This window comes from Ruegeria sp. SATB045, from assembly GCF_059613525.1.
In genome coordinates, this window is sequence record NZ_JBXWSR010000037.1 from 307078 (window position 1) to 325776 (window position 18699).

General features: G+C 58.7%; 18 protein-coding genes. 1 reads left to right on the forward strand and 17 read right to left on the reverse strand.

All coding sequences use genetic code 11. From position 1 onward, the window contains the following. Window positions 1-66: 66 nt before the first annotated feature. From AC2FNR_RS21160 to AC2FNR_RS21230, 15 genes are all read right to left on the reverse strand, one after another. Window positions 67-1704, reverse strand: coding sequence for an ABC transporter ATP-binding protein (locus AC2FNR_RS21160; protein WP_496851274.1), 1638 nt, complete (start codon window positions 1702-1704; stop codon window positions 67-69). Next, window positions 1701-2516: an ABC transporter permease gene (locus AC2FNR_RS21165; RefSeq protein ID WP_170352427.1), complete on the reverse strand. Its 816-nt coding sequence runs from the start codon at window positions 2514-2516 to the stop codon at window positions 1701-1703. Before AC2FNR_RS21165 ends, AC2FNR_RS21160 begins: the two co-directional genes overlap by 4 nt. Then, window positions 2513-3469, reverse strand: a complete 957-nt coding sequence (locus tag AC2FNR_RS21170) for an ABC transporter permease (RefSeq protein WP_170352428.1) — start codon at window positions 3467-3469, stop codon at window positions 2513-2515. The genes AC2FNR_RS21165 and AC2FNR_RS21170 overlap by 4 nt, the downstream gene beginning before the upstream one ends. A 16-nt stretch (window positions 3470-3485) precedes the next feature. After that, on the reverse strand, window positions 3486-5072 hold the full coding sequence (locus tag AC2FNR_RS21175; RefSeq protein WP_496851277.1) for an ABC transporter substrate-binding protein: 1587 nt from the start codon (window positions 5070-5072) through the stop codon (window positions 3486-3488). Window positions 5073-5197: 125 nt separating this feature from the next. Continuing rightward, window positions 5198-7189: a CocE/NonD family hydrolase gene (locus tag AC2FNR_RS21180; RefSeq protein WP_496851279.1), complete on the reverse strand. Its 1992-nt coding sequence runs from the start codon at window positions 7187-7189 to the stop codon at window positions 5198-5200. Window positions 7190-7240: 51 nt separating this feature from the next. Continuing rightward, window positions 7241-8344: a DUF4147 domain-containing protein gene (locus tag AC2FNR_RS21185; protein ID WP_496851280.1), complete on the reverse strand. Its 1104-nt coding sequence runs from the start codon at window positions 8342-8344 to the stop codon at window positions 7241-7243. After that, window positions 8344-8781 carry a D-aminoacyl-tRNA deacylase gene (gene dtd, locus AC2FNR_RS21190; RefSeq protein WP_480867756.1) on the reverse strand — a complete coding sequence of 146 codons (438 nt, stop codon included), beginning with the start codon at window positions 8779-8781 and terminating at the stop codon, window positions 8344-8346. The genes AC2FNR_RS21185 and dtd overlap by 1 nt, the downstream gene beginning before the upstream one ends. A gap of 15 nt (window positions 8782-8796) precedes the next feature. Next, window positions 8797-9465, reverse strand: a complete 669-nt coding sequence (locus AC2FNR_RS21195) for a nitroreductase (RefSeq protein ID WP_496851282.1) — start codon at window positions 9463-9465, stop codon at window positions 8797-8799. Between the two features lie 89 nt (window positions 9466-9554). Further along, complete coding sequence (locus AC2FNR_RS21200; protein WP_496851284.1) at window positions 9555-10643, reverse strand: TFIIB-type zinc finger domain-containing protein; 1089 nt, start codon at window positions 10641-10643, stop codon at window positions 9555-9557. Continuing rightward, window positions 10640-11182: a hypothetical protein gene (locus tag AC2FNR_RS21205; protein WP_496851286.1), complete on the reverse strand. Its 543-nt coding sequence runs from the start codon at window positions 11180-11182 to the stop codon at window positions 10640-10642. Before AC2FNR_RS21205 ends, AC2FNR_RS21200 begins: the two co-directional genes overlap by 4 nt. Before the next feature lie 3 nt (window positions 11183-11185). Then, entirely contained in the window at window positions 11186-12334 is a 1149-nt protein-coding gene (locus AC2FNR_RS21210; protein ID WP_480867748.1) for an SPFH domain-containing protein, read from the reverse strand. A 22-nt stretch (window positions 12335-12356) separates the two neighbouring features. Beyond that, entirely contained in the window at window positions 12357-13313 is a 957-nt protein-coding gene (locus tag AC2FNR_RS21215) for a DUF2927 domain-containing protein (protein WP_496851288.1), read from the reverse strand. A 4-nt stretch (window positions 13314-13317) separates the two neighbouring features. Continuing rightward, window positions 13318-14508: a toxic anion resistance protein gene (locus tag AC2FNR_RS21220; RefSeq protein WP_496851290.1), complete on the reverse strand. Its 1191-nt coding sequence runs from the start codon at window positions 14506-14508 to the stop codon at window positions 13318-13320. Between the two features lie 30 nt (window positions 14509-14538). Then, window positions 14539-15453, reverse strand: coding sequence for a 5-bromo-4-chloroindolyl phosphate hydrolysis family protein (locus AC2FNR_RS21225; protein WP_496851292.1), 915 nt, complete (start codon window positions 15451-15453; stop codon window positions 14539-14541). Between the two features lie 175 nt (window positions 15454-15628). Next, complete coding sequence (locus tag AC2FNR_RS21230; protein ID WP_480867742.1) at window positions 15629-16501, reverse strand: pseudouridine synthase; 873 nt, start codon at window positions 16499-16501, stop codon at window positions 15629-15631. Between AC2FNR_RS21230 and AC2FNR_RS21235 the strand changes: the two genes are divergently transcribed. Beyond that, window positions 16500-16955: a nucleoside deaminase gene (locus AC2FNR_RS21235; protein WP_496851294.1), complete on the forward strand. Its 456-nt coding sequence runs from the start codon at window positions 16500-16502 to the stop codon at window positions 16953-16955. The two genes, AC2FNR_RS21230 and AC2FNR_RS21235, sit on opposite strands and share 2 nt — an antisense overlap. A gap of 13 nt (window positions 16956-16968) precedes the next feature. Here the strand turns inward: AC2FNR_RS21235 and AC2FNR_RS21240 are convergent, their stop codons facing one another. Continuing rightward, a complete protein-coding gene (locus AC2FNR_RS21240; protein WP_496851296.1) occupies window positions 16969-17946 on the reverse strand; it encodes an adenylate/guanylate cyclase domain-containing protein in 978 nt (325 codons plus the stop codon). 7 nt (window positions 17947-17953) lie between these two features. Beyond that, window positions 17954-18646, reverse strand: a complete 693-nt coding sequence (locus tag AC2FNR_RS21245) for a metal-dependent hydrolase (RefSeq protein ID WP_496851298.1) — start codon at window positions 18644-18646, stop codon at window positions 17954-17956. Window positions 18647-18699 lie beyond the last annotated feature (53 nt).

Here is an 18699-nt window from a genome sequence, read left to right on the forward strand (position 1 = left end):
CAAATAGCAAAATCCCGACACCTGTTTGTGACAAGCGTCGGGATTTTATGATTGTTTTGCGTGGGATCAGTTCCCGGCGCTCTCCATCTTGCGGTGCGCGACAACCTCTTCCAGCCAACCCAAATGCATCTCGGGCACCGAGCTTAGCAGAAGGTCGGTATAGTCGTCGAACGGCGGGCTCAAAACCTGCGATTTCGGGCCGTAGCGGACCACACGGCCCTGATACATCACCGCAATACTGTCGCTGATCGCGCGGACCGTCGCCAGATCGTGAGTGATGAACAAATAGGCCACATCCTCAATCTTCTGCAGGTCCAGAAGCAGCTTCAGGATGCCGTCTGCCACCAGCGGGTCCAGCGCCGAGGTGACCTCATCGCAGATGATCATCTTGGGCTTGGCGGCCAAAGAGCGCGCAATACAGACACGCTGTTTCTGTCCGCCGGACAGCTCTGCCGGGTAGCGGTCAATGAACTTTTCGCCCAGCTCGATCTCGTCCAGAAGTTCCACAATCCGCTTGCGTTTTTCAGCGCCGCGCATGTTGAAGTAGAACTCCAGCGGGCGTCCGATGATGGTGCCCACGGTTTGACGAGGGTTCATCGCAACATCGGCCATCTGGTAGATCATCTGCAATTCACGCAGGTCCTCGCGGGTGCGGCCCTTGAGGTCGGGCGACAGCTTGCGCCCGGCAAACGTGATCTCACCATCGCGCGGCGGCAGCAGGCCGGTGATCACCCGCGCCAGCGTGGACTTGCCCGAACCCGATTCACCCACAACCGCCAGCGTCTGCCCTGGATGAAGCTCGACATTGACGTTGTGCAGCACATCGAAATTCAGCCCCTTGTAACGCGCGGTGATGCCGTCGACGCTGAGCACCGGTTCAGGTGTGGGCTGCTTTTCCTCGTGTTCGATCGAACGCACCGAGACCAGGGCCTTGGTGTACTCTTCCTGTGGGTTGTTGATGATCTGGTCGGTGGTGCCGTATTCGACCGTATTGCCCATGCGCAGAACCATGATGTCATCACTGACCTGCGCAACGACCGCCAGATCGTGCGTGATATACAGCGCGGCAACGCCGGTATCTGCAATAGCCTCCTTGATGGCCATCAGAACGTCGATCTGCGTGGTCACGTCCAGTGCCGTAGTGGGTTCGTCGAACACCACCAGATCAGGCTCGGGGCATAGCGCCAGCGCTGTCATGCAGCGCTGTAGTTGACCGCCCGAGACCTGGTGCGGATAGCGCTCGCCGATATTGTCGGGGTCGGGCAGACCCAGCTTGGCGAACAGCTCGCGCGCGCGGGCCTCGGCCTCTTTGCGGCTGAATTTTTTCTGTTCAACCGCAGCCTCGACCACCTGATCCATGATCTTTTTGGCGGGGTTAAAGGACGCCGCAGCGGACTGAGACACATACGTCACCTCACCCCCGCGCAGCTTGCGAATATCGCCATAGGACGTCTTCAGGATATCACGCCCGTTGACCCAGACCTCGCCTCCGGTGATCTGAACTCCGCCCCGACCATAGGCCATCGAGGCCAGGCCGATGGTGGACTTGCCAGCCCCGGATTCACCGATCAGCCCCAGCACCTTGCCGCGTTCAAGGTCAAAGCTGACCCCGTGCACGATTTCGATGTCATGGGGCTTTTCGCCCGGCGGATAGACGGTCGCGCCGATCTTGAGGTCGCGGACCTTGAGAAGGGTATCACTCATCCCCGGCCTCCTTTCAGCGATGTGGTTCGGTTCAGGACCCAGTCAGCCACGAGGTTGACCGAGATTGCCAGCGTCGCGATAGCCACAGCGGGATAAAGCGCCGCGCCGATGCCGTAGACGATGCCGTCCTTGTTTTCTTTCACGATCCCGCCCCAATCGGCCAGTGGCGGCTGAACGCCCAGCCCCAGGAACGACAGTGTCGAGACGAAGAGAACCGCAAAGATGAAACGCAAGCCCAGTTCCGCCACCAGCGGCGACAGAGCGTTAGGTAGGATTTCGCGGAAGATGATCCACGATTGCCCCTCACCGCGCAGCTTGGCGGCCTCGACATAGTCCATTACGGCGATATCTACCGCGACTGCGCGAGCCAAGCGATAGACGCGGGTGGAATCCAACAGACCCATGACGATGATCAGAACCGGAATGGTCACTGGCACCATCGCCAGCACCACCAGCGCGCTGATGAGCGTCGGGATCGACATGATCAGGTCAACTGTTCGGGACATGACCTGATCGGCCCATCCCCCCAGAACAGCGGCCAAAAATCCAAGGATCGAACCGGTCACAAAGCTGAGGATCGTCGCAGCCGTCGCGATAAAGATCGTTGTGCGTCCGCCATAGATCATGCGGCTGAGAAGGTCGCGCCCGATATTGTCGGTCCCAAGCCAGAACTGCGAACTTGACGGTTCCCAGACATCGCCCACGACCTCGGCCATACCGTATGGGGCCAGCACAGGAGCCAGCAGAGCAATCAGAAAGTAGAGGGCTGTAAAGGCCAGCCCGATCATTGCAGAGATTGGGATGTTCTTCATTTCGGATGCCTCAGCCTTGGGTTGGCCAGAATGGCAACGATATCTGCAACCATGTTTAGTCCGATATAGATTGCGGCAAAGATCACGCCGCAGGCCAGAACCACGGGAACATCTCGCTTAGTCACGTGGTCTACAAGGTACTGCCCCATGCCGGGATAGACGAACACGACCTCAACCACGACAACGCCGACGACCAGATAAGCCAGGTTCAACATCACCACATTGACGATAGGTGCGACTGCATTGGGCAGCGCGTGGCGGTAGATGATTTTAAAGTTGGTCAGACCCTTCAGTTCAGCCGTTTCGACATAGGCCGACTGCATCACGTTCAGAATAGCGGCGCGCGTCATACGCATCATATGCGCCAAGACAACCATGGTCAGCACCATGACGGGCAGTGCGATCGAGTTCAGCTTTTGCCCAAGTGACATGCTGTCATTGATCATTGCCAGCGGCGAGAACATACCCAGTTTTACGGCAACGAAATAGACCAGCACATAGCCGATCAGGAATTCCGGGATCGAGATTGTGGTCAGCGTGACAGCCGAAATCAGCTTGTCCGGCCACCGGTTGCGGTAGCGCACTGCCAGCAGGCCCAGAAAAATGGCCAGTGGAACCGAAACCAGCGCGGCCCAGAACGCCAGGAACAGAGTGTTGTTCAGACGGCCGCCAACAGATTCGGCGATGTCCAGCTTGTTTGTCAGGGACTGGCCCAGATCGCCTTGCACAATGCCACCCAGCCATTCGAAATAGCGGGTCAGGGCAGGGCGGTTCAGACCCATTTCTTCGCGTAGGTTAGCCAGAGCTTCAGGGGTTGCGGACTGCCCCAGGACGGCTTGCGCGGCGTCTCCGGGAAGGGCTTCGGTCAGGCCAAAAATCAGGGCCGAAGCGCCGAGCAGCAATAGGAGTCCCAGCGCCAGGCGCTGGGAAACCAGTTTCAGAATAGGATGCATTCGTCCGTGATCCGTATCAGGCGAACCACATCTTACGAGACATCTGGCCGTTCATCAGCTCTTGGGTCGGGTCGGTCTCCCAACCTTCCAGCTGGTTGCTGACGCCTTCGACAAAGTCGTTGAACATCGGGCAGATCAGGCCGCCTTCGTCGCGGACCATCTGGCCCATCTGGCTGTAGATGTTCTTGCGCTTGTCATTGTCCAGCTCGGCACGGGCCTGGAACAACATTTCGTCAAAGCTGGCAACCTTGAACCGCGTGTCGTTCCAGTCAGCGGTCGACAGATACGCGGTCGCGTACATCTGATCCTGAACCGGACGGCCACCCCAATACGAGGCGCAGAAGGGCTGAACGTTCCAGACTTCGGACCAGTAGCCATCGTTGGGCTCACGCTTGATTTCCAGCGGGATACCGGCCTGAGCGGCGGTTTGCTGGAACAGAGCGGCGGCATCCACGGCACCCGGGAATGCACCATCTGCGACCCGCAGGATGATGGGTGATCCGTCATGGCCGGACTTCTTATAGTGCTCGGCGGCTTTTTCGATGCTGAATTCACGCTGTGGGATCGAGCCGTCGAACAGAGGATATGCCGCGTTGATCGGCATGTCGTTCCCGATCGAGCCATAACCACGAAGAACCTTGTCGACCAGTTCCTGACGGTTGATCGCATATTTCAGTGCCAGACGCAGTTCGTTGTTGTCGAACGGTGCGGTGTCGCAATGCATGATGAACACATAGTGTCCACGACCAGCTGTTGAATGCACTGTCAGGTTGGGTGCGCGGCCCAGCAGGTCTGCCACTTTGGGCTCGACCCGGTTGATCGCGTGAACCTGGCCCGACTGCAATGCGGCTGTACGGGCGGTTGCGTCGTTGATTACAACCACTTCGACGCTGTCGAAGTTGCCAAAATCACTGTTCCAGTGGTTGGCAAATTTCTTGAACACATGGCGTACGCCGGGCTCGTCGACCTCCAGTTGGTAGGGGCCGGTGCCGACACCGGCGCCGGGGTTGTCCATGCCGCCGTCTGGCTGGATGATCAGGTGGTAGTCGGCCAGCAAATAGGGAAGGTCGGCATTCGCTTCGGTCAGTGTGACCTGGAAATACTCGCCATCGGCCTTCATGGACTCGATGCCCTTCATGATGCCCAGAGCACCGGACTTGGAGTCTTCGTTCGAATGGCGCTCCATGGTTTTCAGCACGTCTTCGCTGGTCATGGTCTTGCCGTTGTGGAATTCCACGCCTTGGCGCAATTTGAAAGTCCAAACCTTAGCGTCCGCGCTGCCTTCAACGCTTTCGGCGACGCGGGGTTCGATCGAGCCATCGGGCGCGACCTCGACCAGCGTGTCACCGAACTGCTTGCCGTTCGCGAACGGAACCGAGCTGGCATAGGTTGCCGGGTCAAGCGAGTTGGTGGATTCGCCGCCCTGAAGGCCCAGCTTAAGATCGCCGCCCTTTTTTGGTCCCGCTGCGCGAGCTGCATCTGCAAACATGGTGCTGGCCATCGCTGCCGAAACACCCAATGCCGCCGCTTTTCCCATAAATTCGCGGCGGGTCAGTTTCCCGGCTGTGACCTGTTTGGTCATGTGAGTGAGTTGTTCGTTCATCCAAAGATCTCCCAGTTGATTGGATTCCAGCCCTTGCGCGGGCTTTTTATTGACGCATGAGTCAAAGTTGGCTGATTTTTGCCCACCGGGCAAGTTTTATTGTCATACATTTGCATCGCACTGAGTCACATCTGCTCGCGCGGGATCGAATCCTCCGTTTCCTTTGAAAAAACCTCTGTCCCGTCCTCATAGGCGGTCAGTTTGGCTTTCAGGTAAAAGGTGTTGATATCCGACCACATTTCACAAGTGGTCACGGTGCGCAGGTGAATGTCATCCCGGCGCATTTCCTGTGTCCAAACACATTGACCGCGCGCTGAAAGTGGATCTTCGGGGTGAATAGACCATTTTTCAGTGGCCGTGCCCCCGTGTGTCAGACCGTGGTGTTTATCTGTGATCAACCCAAAATCATCTTCGATGATCAAGTGCGTTTCGCCCGTGTTCATGTCTGTTTCTACACGGCGTTTGTTGCTGTCTGCACGCAGAGTGTCGACATTGCGAGGGGTTTCAGAATCGGCGGGTTCGAACACCCATTCGTCCCCGGATGACGGGCGAAGAGGGATATCGATCTCACCATTGGTCATATGAAGCTCGGTCGCCTCGGGCGAGGGCCAGATCAGCGGCCAGTAAGCGCTTGAGATTGCGACACGCAAATGGTGCCCTTTGGGAACGCGGTACGCGATATGGTCGAGGTCTAATTCTATCTCGAAGGGTACGTTGGGTGTCAGGGCAGACGGGGTCGCGTGGCTGTCTCGGTGTGACAGATTAAGGACCCCATAGGTGATACGCGTCGACGCACCGTCGGGGTGCACGTGGTTCAGACGCACGGCAATCTGTGCTTGTGGTTTGTCAGCGCTGACGCGAAGCCGTAGCCGAGGTGCGCCAACGATGTCCAAATCATCGGACAGTACTGCGCCGTCGAAACAAGCAGACAGCGCGTCATCCCCCCGCTGATCACCGGGCATGTCCGGGCCGAGCCAGATGGCGCAATACTCGCCGCCTTCCATCCCGCAGGTGTGCGGCGACCGGATGCGAGCGTCCAACGCGCCTGACGCGCCCAACCCGTCCTCGGTCAGCGCCAACGTCTGAACAGGCAAGTGCGTGGTCGCGCCCTTTTCTTCAGCGATCCAGCGGCCGGGACGTTCGGTGTACCACCGTTGCGGGCGAACGCCGTCCATAAGATAGGCACGGTAATCCGGGTCCTGGTCCACTCCGGTATTTCGGCCTTTTAACCAGTGGTCCCACCAGCGCAGCGCCTCTTGCAGGAACCCAATCCGGGGCTCGGGGATCGCGAAATGCGGATACTTGTGCACCCATGGTCCCACGATCCCTTTGGCTGGGGCGTCAAGTTGTTCGACCAGCAGAGGAACAGTGTTTTTATAGGCGTCACCCCATCCTCCGACGGCAAGGGTTGCGGCCCGGATAGCACCGAAATCCTCGCAGACCGAGCCGTGCTGCCAATAGGCATCCCGAGTCTGATGCCGTAGCCAGACCGACGGCAGGAATGGTTCATTTTCCAGTCGATCCAGCCATAGTTCGCGCCAGTTCGGGCGCAGTGCCGGATCAGGAGCGCGTGACGAATACGACCACATTGTTGCCCCCCAGCCGAGGTTTTCGTTCAGCAGGCAACCACCCTTGTAGTGGATGTCGTCGGCATAGCGGTCTGCGGTTGAGCAGAGGGTGATGATCGCCTTTAGGGCCTCGGGCTGCATTGCAGCGACCTGCAACGAATTGAAACCGCCCCAGCTGATCCCCATCATCCCAACTTGACCCGTGCACCAGGGTTGGTCGGCCAGCCACCGGATCGTCGAGACGGCGTCGTCCAACTCTTGTTGGGTGTACTCGTCCTCCATCAGCCCTTCGCTGTCGCCATTGCCGCGCATATCGACCCGGATGCAGGCGTAACCGCGCTTAGCGAACCAAGGATGTGTCAAGGCATCGCGCGTCGCGGTGCCGTCGCGTTTGCGGTAAGGCAGGAACTCCAGAATGGCGGGGACAGGATCGTCCTGCGCATCCACCGGTCGCCAAACGCGGGCAGACAGGCGGCACCCATCTGGCATGTGAATACCGATATCTGGCAGGTCTTCGATCTCGCGCAGCGCATTGGAGGGATGAGTCATCGGATCAGTCTCGTGGTCTTGTGCGTTTAGGGTGAGATAAAAATCGTCAATTCAAGAGCGAATTGCGACAAGCAGATCCATCACGTTTGTTCCGGTGGGGCCGGTCACCAACAAAGCATCTGCACGCTCAAGGTAAGTGCCGCTGTCGGCATTCTGCAGCGCTTGCTCTGCGCCGTCTGCCCAAGTGGTTCCATCGACAATACCGCCTGCCGCCTGCGTCGGACCGTCGGTGCCGTCAGTGCCGCCTACGACCACCGTCAGCCCTTCGACGCCAGCGATTTCCTTGGCCAATGCCAGCGCCAGCGCCTGATTCCGCCCGCCGCGTCCCGGATCGTCCGGCAGAACAACCGTCGGCTCGCCTCCAAAGATCATAACTCCCTTTGGCATGTCGCGCAGGCGTGGGCCTAGGGTCGCTGCCACGGCAAGAAAATCGTCGTGCAAAGCTTCTTCATCGGCAAATACCGCTGCGCCTTCGATTTCGGCTTGTCGGACAGCGGCCGCACGGGCGTGGGCGTTTGAGGCCACAATCTGTGCCGATGCTTCGAAATCACGGGTATCGGGTAGCGCTCCAATCCCTGAGCCGATGACATTCAGATCATCCCCAGGCACATCCGAGATCGCCAGAACCGTTGCTTTGCGCCCCTTGAAATGGGACAGCAATCCGGCCCCCTTGATCCGGGATATCTTGCGACGTTCGACATTCATCGCAGTGATATCAAGCCCTTGGGACAAAAGCCGTTTGTTCAATCGCTCAAGATCATCCAGCGTCTGGCCCGGTACCAGATCTTCCGCCAGCGATGATGCGCCGCCTGACACGAGCAGTAGCAGGTGCGACGAAGCTCCCATTTCTTCCACGGTTTGTCGCAGCGCACGCCCACCGTCCAGACTGCGCGCGTCAGGAACAGGATGAGACGCCTCGATCACCGTTACATGATCAGGCAGGCCCCGTCCGTGATCGTCCTTGGTGACGACAAGGGTTGGCACCGGGCCGAAATGCTCAAGCGCGGCGAGGGCCATTGCCGCTGCAGGTTTTCCCACTGCCAGAATTTGGTCGGGCGCTGGGATATCACCAAGGGCTGTCTGCGTTGCGGCGTGGCCGCCAACGGCATCCACGCCTGCTTGCCAGATGCGTATTGCCTTTTGCGTTTGATTCATCAGTTCTCCACCCAGATTGTGACCGGCCCGTCATTTACCAGTTCCACGGCCATATCCGCACCGAATTGCCCGGTTTCGACAGGTATGCCTTGCGCGTCCAGAAAGCGCGCGAATTCTTCGTACAGGTGCTCGCCAATCTCAGGCGGGGCAGCTTCTGAGAAACCGGGCCGGTTTCCCCGTGTCGTATCTGCCGCCAGCGTGAACTGGCTGATCACAAGCGCCGAGCCCCCGATATCCAGAACCGACCGATTCATCTTGCCGGCGTCGTCCTTGAAAATTCGCAGTTTTGCGATTTTGGTCGCCAACTGCTCTGCTTTAACCAAGTCATCGCCCTGCATGGCACAAACCAGAATCATCAGGCCGGGACCGGTCCGCCCAACGACAACACCATCTACGCTGACCTTGGCTTTGGAAACTCTTTGTAAAACGGCCCGCAAGTGCTGCTCCTTTAGTTAATCGGCCCAGGTGATAAATTCACTTGGTGCAGCGCGTGTTGTACGAAATCCATTTGCCGGATGCTCTGAATCCGCATAGCCGAAGGAAATTGCGCAAAGGATCAGCCGGTCGTCAGGGATGTTGAAAAACCGGTGCAGGAATGGGCCGTAGCTGGCCACGGCTGCCTGCGGGATGGTCGCCACGCCCAAAGCCTGCGCTGCCAGCGTAAAGGCGGTGACAAAACCGCCGCAATCCATTGCACCATATGAGCCCAGCTCGGCCGGGCTGGACACAATCGCGCAATGAGGCGCACCGAAAAGGGTGAAGTTCTGCATCATCTGTTTTGCGGAGGCGGGTCGGTCTCCGCGTTCAACGCCCACCGCTTCGTATAAGGCCCAGCCACATTCGCGGCGACGGTCCTTGTAAACGCCAGAATATGACGTCGGAAAGGGCAGATCAGGCGCAGGCGCGCCAGTGGTCGCCTCTTCTTGTAGCGCTTTTCGGAAGGTGTCGGTTTGGGCACCGCTGGTAACGACAACGTCCCATGGCTGTGCGTTGCACCAACTTGGCACACGTGCCGCGCTTGTCAGTATTTGCTCGATCTGGTCTTTTGGAATCGGATCAGGGCGAAAAGCGCGACAGGAATGGCGCTCGTCCAGCAATTTGTTCAATTCGGATAGCGTCACACTGGCCTCTCCCCTCGGCGTTGACGACGCGCAGGATGGCGTCTGACCAAAGGATGTTCAAGCAGTTATCCGGCTGGTAGTGTGTCTGTCTATTGCTGACCGGTCGCGATCAGATAGCCAACCCCCGCGGCAACCAGCAAACCAAGCGCAACGGCGATGGTGATCTTGATTGCAGACCATGGGCGTTCGCCCTGTACCCGTCCCGTGCGGCCATTCACCACGAACCGATAGGTCTGGCCGCGATACTTGTAGGCCGCCATCCAGACGGGCAACAGGATGTGTTTGAAGGTGACATTCCGCACATCGGTATCAATCGCGTGTATGCGCTGACGGTCGCCGCCAATATCAAAGCGCACGTCCCGCTCGATCACGCGGGCCATATGGCCGCGCGCCTCGGTATAACCTTCCTTCAGCTCGACCGAGTACGCCTCGGCCCGGAACCCGGCCAGATATTCGGGCTGATAGGGTTCCAGCGCAGGCAGATCCCAAGGCTCCAGCGCGTCGGTATAGGTTTTGGGCAGGGACCGAGAGGCCAGCACCAGCACATCGTCAAAGAAACGCGCCACCCGCCCGGATTTGGGCGACCATCGCACTTTGGGAACCTGCTGTTGCACCCGCTGGCCATCGCGCATGACAGTGCGGGTTTCGTAATAGACCGTGCCGCGCTCACCTCGGTAGCTGGACTGGGTGTCGGCATCAAAGGTCCAGTAGGGCACATAGATACCCTGCATTTTCCGGCCCTTGCGGGCATAGTCCTTGAGCCCGTTAGGCGCAAACCACAGCCGGCCCAGCCAATCGCCCATCGCCTTATGCGCAGCCCGCTCATCCAGCGCAAAAGGCAGCACGCCGCGCGGCTTGATGTGCCGGTTGACTCCGGTATCCGTCACCACGGGCGTGGCGCAGAATGGGCATTCGGCGGCATGGGTGGCTGGGTCGAATTCGACCTGGGCCGCACAATTGGGACAAGAAAGAACGCGCGTTTCCTCGATCTCGGTATCGGGCAGCCGGTCGGCGATGGCGGTGTCGAAATCCAGCTCTTTCAGGCTGGCCCCGCCCCACGGACCTGCGCCGATGGGTTCCGAATGGCCGCAATGGTCGCAGGTCAAAGTGCCATCGCCCGGGTTGAAACGGTAATCCGCGCCGCATTGGTCACAGGGGAAACGGTGTTCTTCGGTCATAGCTTGGCCTCTGTGGTCGTGGCGCTGCTCCCGGGGCCAATTATCAAACGAACAACCAAGGCCGAGAGGATGCAGATTGCGACGAAATTCAGAGAGTTCTTTGCAAATACCCACCAACCATAGTCGGTGTAGACACCGTTGATCGAGATGGTGTCAGTCCCGTCGCCATAGCTGGATGTGCTTTTAGGATCCTGCGACATTAGCCAGCTTCTGAAGAACCTGAAGGTCAGTCGAATGGCGATGAGGTTTACCGCAATCCCTGCGCCCCAAATGGCCGCACGTATATAACTGATCCGGCGGCGCATCATGAAGCGCAGAAAGGGTTTGACCAACAGCCAGCAAATAAAAACCGATATTGGCAGGCCAAACAACGCGTACCAAAACACAAGGAACACAGAGTCCACGTCCAGAGCTTCACGGCTCAGGCTGGCAAACAGCGGTACGCCGATAACGCCCACCCAGCCCAACAGCGCAGAGAGTTTCACCGCACATCCCAGATCGCGCCGAGAATACGGAGACTCCGCCTTGACGTCGGCCACCGATTACGCCCCCGGCGGCGGTGGCGGCAGGATGGTGAACAGCTGTGCCAGTTCCTGCACCTCGCCCGCCTTTTTCCAGCCGTCCTGACCGGCGGTCCAGACATGGGTGTCACGGGTTAGCTCTCCGTCAGTGGCCATTCGGCCCATCTTGGCCTTGGAAAACGGCCCGCTGGTCTGCCCGTCGACGGCGATATGCCAAACATGCTCAACCGGAGGCGGGGGCGGCGGTGCCGCATGTGCAACTGTTTGCGGGGCAGCGGGGGCGGAGCTGCCCCACGGGCCGCTCGGTTGACCCGCTGCCATATTCGCCATCTGCTGCGCCATCGCCATTCCCATGCCCATACCAAGACCGGCCCCCATGCCACCGCCCTGACCGGGGTTGTTGGCGGCTGCGGTCATCGCCTCGGCTGCAGAATACTCGGTGAACTTGCCCAAATCACCGGCCAGACCCATGGATGTGCGCTTATCCAGCGCCGCCTCGACCGCCGGCGGCAATGAGATGTTTTCGATGTAAAACTCAGGCATCTCCAACCCGTACCCATCCAGCACGGGCGAGACCTCAGCCGCGATCAGTTTGCCCAGATCGGCGGTGTTGGCCGCCATGTCCAGAACCGGAATGCCCGATCCCGCAATCACGCGGCTGAATTCCTGCACGATGATGTTGCGGATCTGAAAGCTGATCTCATCCATGGTGAATTCGCCATCGGTGCCGACGATCTCGACCAGAAACTTCGCGGCATCCTTCACCCGCACCGTATAGGTGCCAAAGGCCCGAATGCGGGTTGGCCCAAATTCGGGATCGCGCAGCATGATCGGGTTCTTGGTGCCCCATTTCAGATCGTTGAACCGGGTCGTGTTGACGAAATAGACCTCGGATTTGAACGGAGACTGAAAACCGTGATCCCAATGCTGCAGGGTCGTCAGGATCGGCATGTTGTTGGTTTCAAGCATATAAAGGCCCGGCGTGAACACATCCGCCAGTTGCCCTTCATGCACAAAAACGGCGGCCTGACCTTCGCGCACGGTCAGCTTGGCACCGTATTTGATCGCATGGCCTTCACGCTCGAACCGCCAGACCATTGTGTCACGGGTGTCGTCGACCCAATGAATGACGTCGATGAATTCTCCGGTCAGAAAATCGAAAATACCCATTGGGGCCTCCTTATCCTTGGGCCTATAGCGGCTGGCCCATCAATTCACGTGCCAGTATCCGCACCACGGGGCGGGCATCCTGTGCCGTCACGCCCGGTTGCAGGCGCGGATCGTAAAGCATTGAAAGCAGTTTCTCGTCATGGCTGGTCAGCAGAGCAAACTCGTCATCGTCGTTAAAGATCGAAGGCCGTGCGGCCGGACTGTCGTTGGACAGGCCAAGACCCTGCGCCATTTCTTCATGGATGCAACTGCGGCGCAGCAAGTCCGGCAATTCCGTTCGGATGAGTACCACGGCCCGCACGAACTGGTTCGGCGCCCGGTTAGTGGGGGACGCAATTACAAAGCAATCAATATTGGCCCGAGGGTTTGCGACCAGTTCAAGGACCGGTTGGCTGATCCCCGGCGCGAGCTCCTTTAGGCGTGACACCACGTATGCGCTGTCGTCTTTGCCTGCAAAAAAGACATGAAAATTCGGTTTTCTTGTGACGACAGAAATCGGGTGGCTGGTAAGTCTCGCTAACCTTTCGGTGTAGGCGTTGACCTGAGCGGTATCCTGTTCGCGCAACTTTGGTTCCACGGTGGGCGCAAACTCAATTTGGACACGAACCGGGGTGGTCCAGCGGCTGAGTTGCCCCTCGGTGCTGTACGTCGTCGCCGTGACGGCGTGGTCGGGATATTCGTTGTAAAACGCAATCACGTCGAAATTGCGCTCAAGGTCGCTGGCGTCGTAGGGCGTATCTGGCCCCCCGCCATCTGTGCGCAGCAGGCCGCGCGTGACCAGATCGCGCTCGACCCGCTGGTAAAACCGCGCAAGATCCTGACTGGCGGCCGAGGGCGCGACATAGGCGTTGGGCGCGGGCGTTGCCGGCGCAGGGCGGGGTTCAGGCACTGCAGACGCGGTCAGGGTTTCGTCGCAACTGGCCAAGGCCCAAAGCGCAACGCACCCTAACGCATGTCTGAGTGTCCTTAGTCCTGCCACCGTATCAGCCCGGAACAGCGGTGCCGGAATTGTCGCCGATGCCGTCCTTGCGGGCCTTGGCGGCGGCCAGCGTGTCGCGCAGCTCGGCCTCCATCTTCTGCAGCTCTTCTTCGGCGGCGGCGCGTTTGGCTTTGCCCTCATCGGCAATAGCAAGGCTTTCATTGATCGTTCCGATCAGATCAGCATTGGCCTGTTTTACAGCTTCGATGTCGAACACGCCGCGCTCCATCTCTTCGCGGATCATCTTGTTCGACTGCCGCAGATTGGCCGCGTTCGAGGTCAGCAACTCATTTGTCAGGTCGTTGGCCTCACGCACGGCCGAGGCAGCCTCGGAACTGCGCTGGATAGTAACCGCCTGCGCCAGTTGGGTTTCCCACAGCGGTACGGTGTTCACCAATGTCGAATCGATCTTGGTCACCAGCGACTTGTCGTTTTCCTGTACCAAGCGGATTGAGGGCAGCGACTGCATCGTCACCTGTCGGGTCAGTTTCAGGTCATGCACGCGGCGTTCCAAATCATCCCGCGCGGCGCGCAGGTCGCGCAATTCCTGCGCTTTCATGACCTGATCATCTTCGGGGGCGGCCTGAACGGCGGCCTCTTTTTCGGGAATATCGTGGCTGTCCAGTTCGGTCAGCTTTTCCTCACCCGCCGCGATATACAGCGCCAGCTCGTCGTAAAAACCCAGCGTCTTTTCATAGAGCATATCCAGCGATTTGATGTCTTTCAGCAGCGTATGCTCATGCGCCAACAAATCGTCAGTAATGCGGTCTATCTGGCCCTGTACTTGTTCGTATTGCGCGGTGAACTTGGCAAATGGCGCCGCGCGGCCCATTAGTTTTTCCCACCAGCTTCGTTCGCGCCGTACGTCCAGCTCGCTGACCGAAAAACCGCGAATGGTGGTCACGATGTTGCGCAGGCTGTCTCCGGCTGGTCCAACATCCTTGTTGCGTACGTCGGCCAACATGGCTTGGCTTATTTCCTGCAGTTCGGCTTGCGCTGAAGACCCGAACGCGACGATCGAGTTGGTGTTGCCCATATCGATCTCGTCCATCCGCTTGCGAATTTCGGCACTGACAGGCTCGTCGGCATCCTCCAGCGAGATGACCTCGGCGGTGGGGTCGGGAAGGGCAACTGCAGTAACTTCCTGCACCATCGTCTCGGCTTCGACCGCCTTATTCTTGATTTCGTCGGACATGGGGAAATCCTCTCTTGCAATAGTGGCCGGTCAGTCCAACCGGACGCCTTCGCGCTGCAACCGTTCGCGCAACACGTCAATTTCAACCGTCAGATCACTGCGGTCATCCAATAGCATCTTGCGGGTTCGAGCCGCGAAATTCTGCTCCAAATCGTCTAGCAATTCCGAGTAACCGGCAAGGGCTTGTGCGTCCCGCGTGCGGGCATAGACATCCGAGAATTTGACGGTCGCATCACGTGCACCTTGCAGATAGACGGTCAGGTATTTGCGCGCCCCCGCGAGATCGCGCGGGTCCTCTTCGACCGTACGAAATAATTCGCGCGCAGTGTCCTGAAATCGTTCAACGCGAGCCTCGATCTGTCGGTCGCCTGCGCGTTTGATTGCATCCGTCATCTCGGCCAGATGGGTCTCGGCATCTTCGATCACGCGGGCCACGCGGTCCTGTTGAAAGGTATCGATGCCCTCCATTCCCTTGTCTTTCATCGGATCCAGTCCGAAAGACACGGAATGCAGCGCCGCGGCTGCTAGGCCAAACAGAACAGGCGCGATGATGCCGACGTCTGACGCCGCTGCTGCGTCCAGAAATTCCACTCTGTAAGACGCCAACGCCGTACCAAGCCCCGTGAGAACACTGGCAAAGATCTTGCGCGGAATAGCGGGCCGTCGCGCCGTTCGACGGGCGTTATAAGCCGCTTCGGCGCGCAGACCCTCGCGCAGAAGAAACGCCGCGCCGGTCAGCAGCGCCGCTGCAATCAGGCCAATGGTCATGCCAAGTGCGCCATCGTTCAGCGACAGAAACACCAATGGTATGGGAGGGATGAACAGAATGTTGGTGCGGGCACCAGCAGGTTCTACCCGGACGCCGTCGAACTGACCACGCGACGGCTGTTCGGTCGGGTCGGCTTCACCGTGTGGGCTATATTTTCCGCCATAGCGTTTGGCCATGCGTCTACAAGCCCCCCAGAAGGCCGGTGCAAACGCCAAACAACAGCACCACCAGGGCCGCGTAGGCCAGTTTCTGCACTCCGGTTCCGGACATGATGCCCCCCAAAGACGATCCTCACATAAAATTTAGGGCATGAGGGGCGTGTACGCTAGGGGGAAGGTTGCCTAACCCGCGTCACTTGCGAGATTTCTTGCCGATCGGTGCCCGTTTTCTTTGCGGTCGAGCCTTGGGTTTGGCTTGCGCTTCCGGGGCCGCGTCCAAACCCAATTGGTCGCGCATCACGCGGCGACGAATTTCTTCGACCTCGCCGGGCTTCAGGCTGCCCAGTTGAAACGGCCCGTAAGACACACGCAACAGGCGGTTCACGGCGTAACCGATATCCTCCATCGCGCGGCGAATTTCGCGGTTCTTGCCTTCGCGCAAGCCGATGGTCAGCCATGCGTTCGCGCCCTGTTGACGGTCCAGCGAGACGTCCATGGGTAAAAACCGCTCGCCTTCAATAACCAGCCCTTTGCGCAAGGGGGCAAAATCCTCGTCCTTGGGGCGGCCATTCACCCGCACGCGGTATTTGCGCAGCCATCCGGTCGAGGGCAGCTCCAGTTTGCGCTTGATGCCGCCGTCATTGGTCAACAGCAGCAACCCTTCGGAATTTAGGTCCAGCCGCCCGACGCTCATGACTCGGGGCATGTCCTCGGGCAGGTTGTCGAAGATCGTCGCGCGGCCCTTTTCGTCCCGCGTCGTTGTCACCAGACCGGGGGGCTTGTGATACAACCACAAGCGCGACGGTTCCGGTTCGGACACCGGCTTGCCGTCAACAGTGATCCTGTCTTTGCCGGTGACGTTCAGGGCGGGGCTGGTGATGGGCTTGCCATTCACGGTCACACGACCAGCTTCGATCATGCGTTCGGCTTCACGGCGCGAGGCGACGCCCGCGCGGGCAAGCACTTTGGCGATCCGGTCGCCGGGAGGAGGGGTTTGTGTCATCCGCAGCCCATAGCGCATCCCGCCGCCTTGCGAAAGACAGGTTTCTGATGCAGTCAGGGGCATGGCATTCAGGTCTTACATGAATATCGCGATAGATCAGGCGCGCGCGGCTGCCGAACGCGGCGAGGTTCCCGTGGGCGCCGTCATTGTGCAGGGTGGCCGGGTGGTCGCAGCAGCGGGAAACCGAACACGAGAACTGAATGACCCGACTGCACATGCCGAGATACTCGCTTTGCGCGCAGCCTGCGCCGAGGCTGGGTCCGAGCGTCTGCTCGAGCATGACTTGTACGTCACGTTGGAGCCCTGCGCGATGTGTGCTGCGGCCTTGTCTGCTGCACGTATTTGTCGGGTGTATTATGGTGCAGCCGATCCCAAATCGGGCGGCGTGGCGCATGGCGCGCGGGTGTTTTCGCATCCACAAGCGCATCACAAGCCCGAAGTATTCGATGGTATTGCTGCGGCCGAGTGTGAAGATCTGTTGCGCCGGTTTTTTGCTGAAAAAAGAGAGCAAAAGTAATTTGGTCTTTGCTTCAATTCGCAGACCAATCCAGTTGATAGACAACTTGCTGCCCGCCGAATCCTTTCAGCGAAACTGACGCAGGTGGTCTGAATACCAAGTTATCCTCTGCCCCGACCAAAAGGCGCGTTACGTCGGTGACGTGAATTTCGTTTGGCCCGCTGATATCGGTGACACGGGCTGCCTTGTTGACGACCGATCCGAAAAAATCCTCGTTCCGCTGTATGACATCTCCGGTGTGAATGCCGATCCGCAGCCCAAATGGGGCGTCGGAATCTGCTGCAGCGTTTCGGCTCTGGATTTCGATCGCCGCCCTTAATGCGTTTTGAGGAGAGGCGAAAATCGACATGGTTCCGTCTCCAAGCGATTTGATCATCCGGCCGCGGGTCGCCTCGATCATCTGCGAGGTCAGGGCAAAATGGTCCGCAATAACCTCTGCCCATCTGCGATCACCCAATCGCCGGGTGATCACCGACGAATTCGCGATGTCAGTAAACATGACCGAAGCGGTGCCTTCGGTCTGGTCATGTTGAAATTCGTGACGCGCTGCGTCTATCAGGACGTTCAGCGCAGTGTGCTCGATCCCGATTTTTTTCATGTTCGAGGTGGGGTTGGACACATGCGCCTGCACGACTTTCCAGACGCCGTCCTCAAGATGCAAAACAAATGTAAACCGGTGAAATGCAGACTTTCCATTCGAGGCAAAGGTCAATGTCGCGGTGCAATGCGCCCAGCCCGCGCTGCCGCATTCAAACGCTTCTAGCGAGTGTTCATCCCACTCAAAGTCGGGGATTTCTTTCGTGTGATCGGCAAACCCTCGGCGAAAAACCTGCCCCGACCACTCCTCGTTTTCCGCTGATCCCTGATACCGCAGATGCTCAGAAGACGAGAGCATGTTGACCAAGGTCGCGCGGTCCTTGAGGCGTACGGCATCGTTCCACCGTCTGACAACGGCGATCAATTCGGGGGAAGGAACGATACCTTGGCTCATTCGTGCGCTATAGTTTGATCGGCTGCATCACCACGGGCTCGATCACATCTACGCCGGGCAGCCTGTCGATCAGCGTTTGCGCGGATTGTTCCAGGATCGGGAATGTTTTGTAGTGGCATGGAATCACGGTTTTGAAATTGAAATACCGCTTGGCAGCGTATGCAGCCCCCTTCATATCCAAGGTGAAATGCCCGCCTGCCGACAGGATGCCGATATCGGGTTTGTAGTAGTCGCCCATCCAGTCCATGTCGGCCATTATGTCCGTATCCCCAGACACATATAGCATGTGCCCATCACCCGCGATCATGAACCCGACTTCGCTGCCACCGGTGCGCAAACCATCGGGCGTAGCGAAGGTCGAGCTGTGCGACGCGGGAACCATCGACACCATCACGCCGTTCAGGTTTACCGTGCCACCTTTGTTGAAGCCCACGGTTTCGATCCCTTCGGATTCGCTCCAATACCCCATCAAATCGTATTGGCCGACGACTGGAACCTTAAGGTGCTTGGCCAGTGACACAACATCCGCGACATGGTCGAAATGTGTGTGCGTCAACAGGATGTGGGTTGCCCCCTCAAGGGCTGCGTCGTGCTGGTCTTCGGGCAAAACCGGGTTTCCGGTCAACCACGGGTCGATCAGCAACACTTGCCCTTCGGTCTCGATGCGAAAGCTGCCGTGACCCAGCCAGATGATATTCATGAAAAAACCTCCCAATCAGTCTGTTGGCTTCAACCTAGCATCGGCTATGTAAA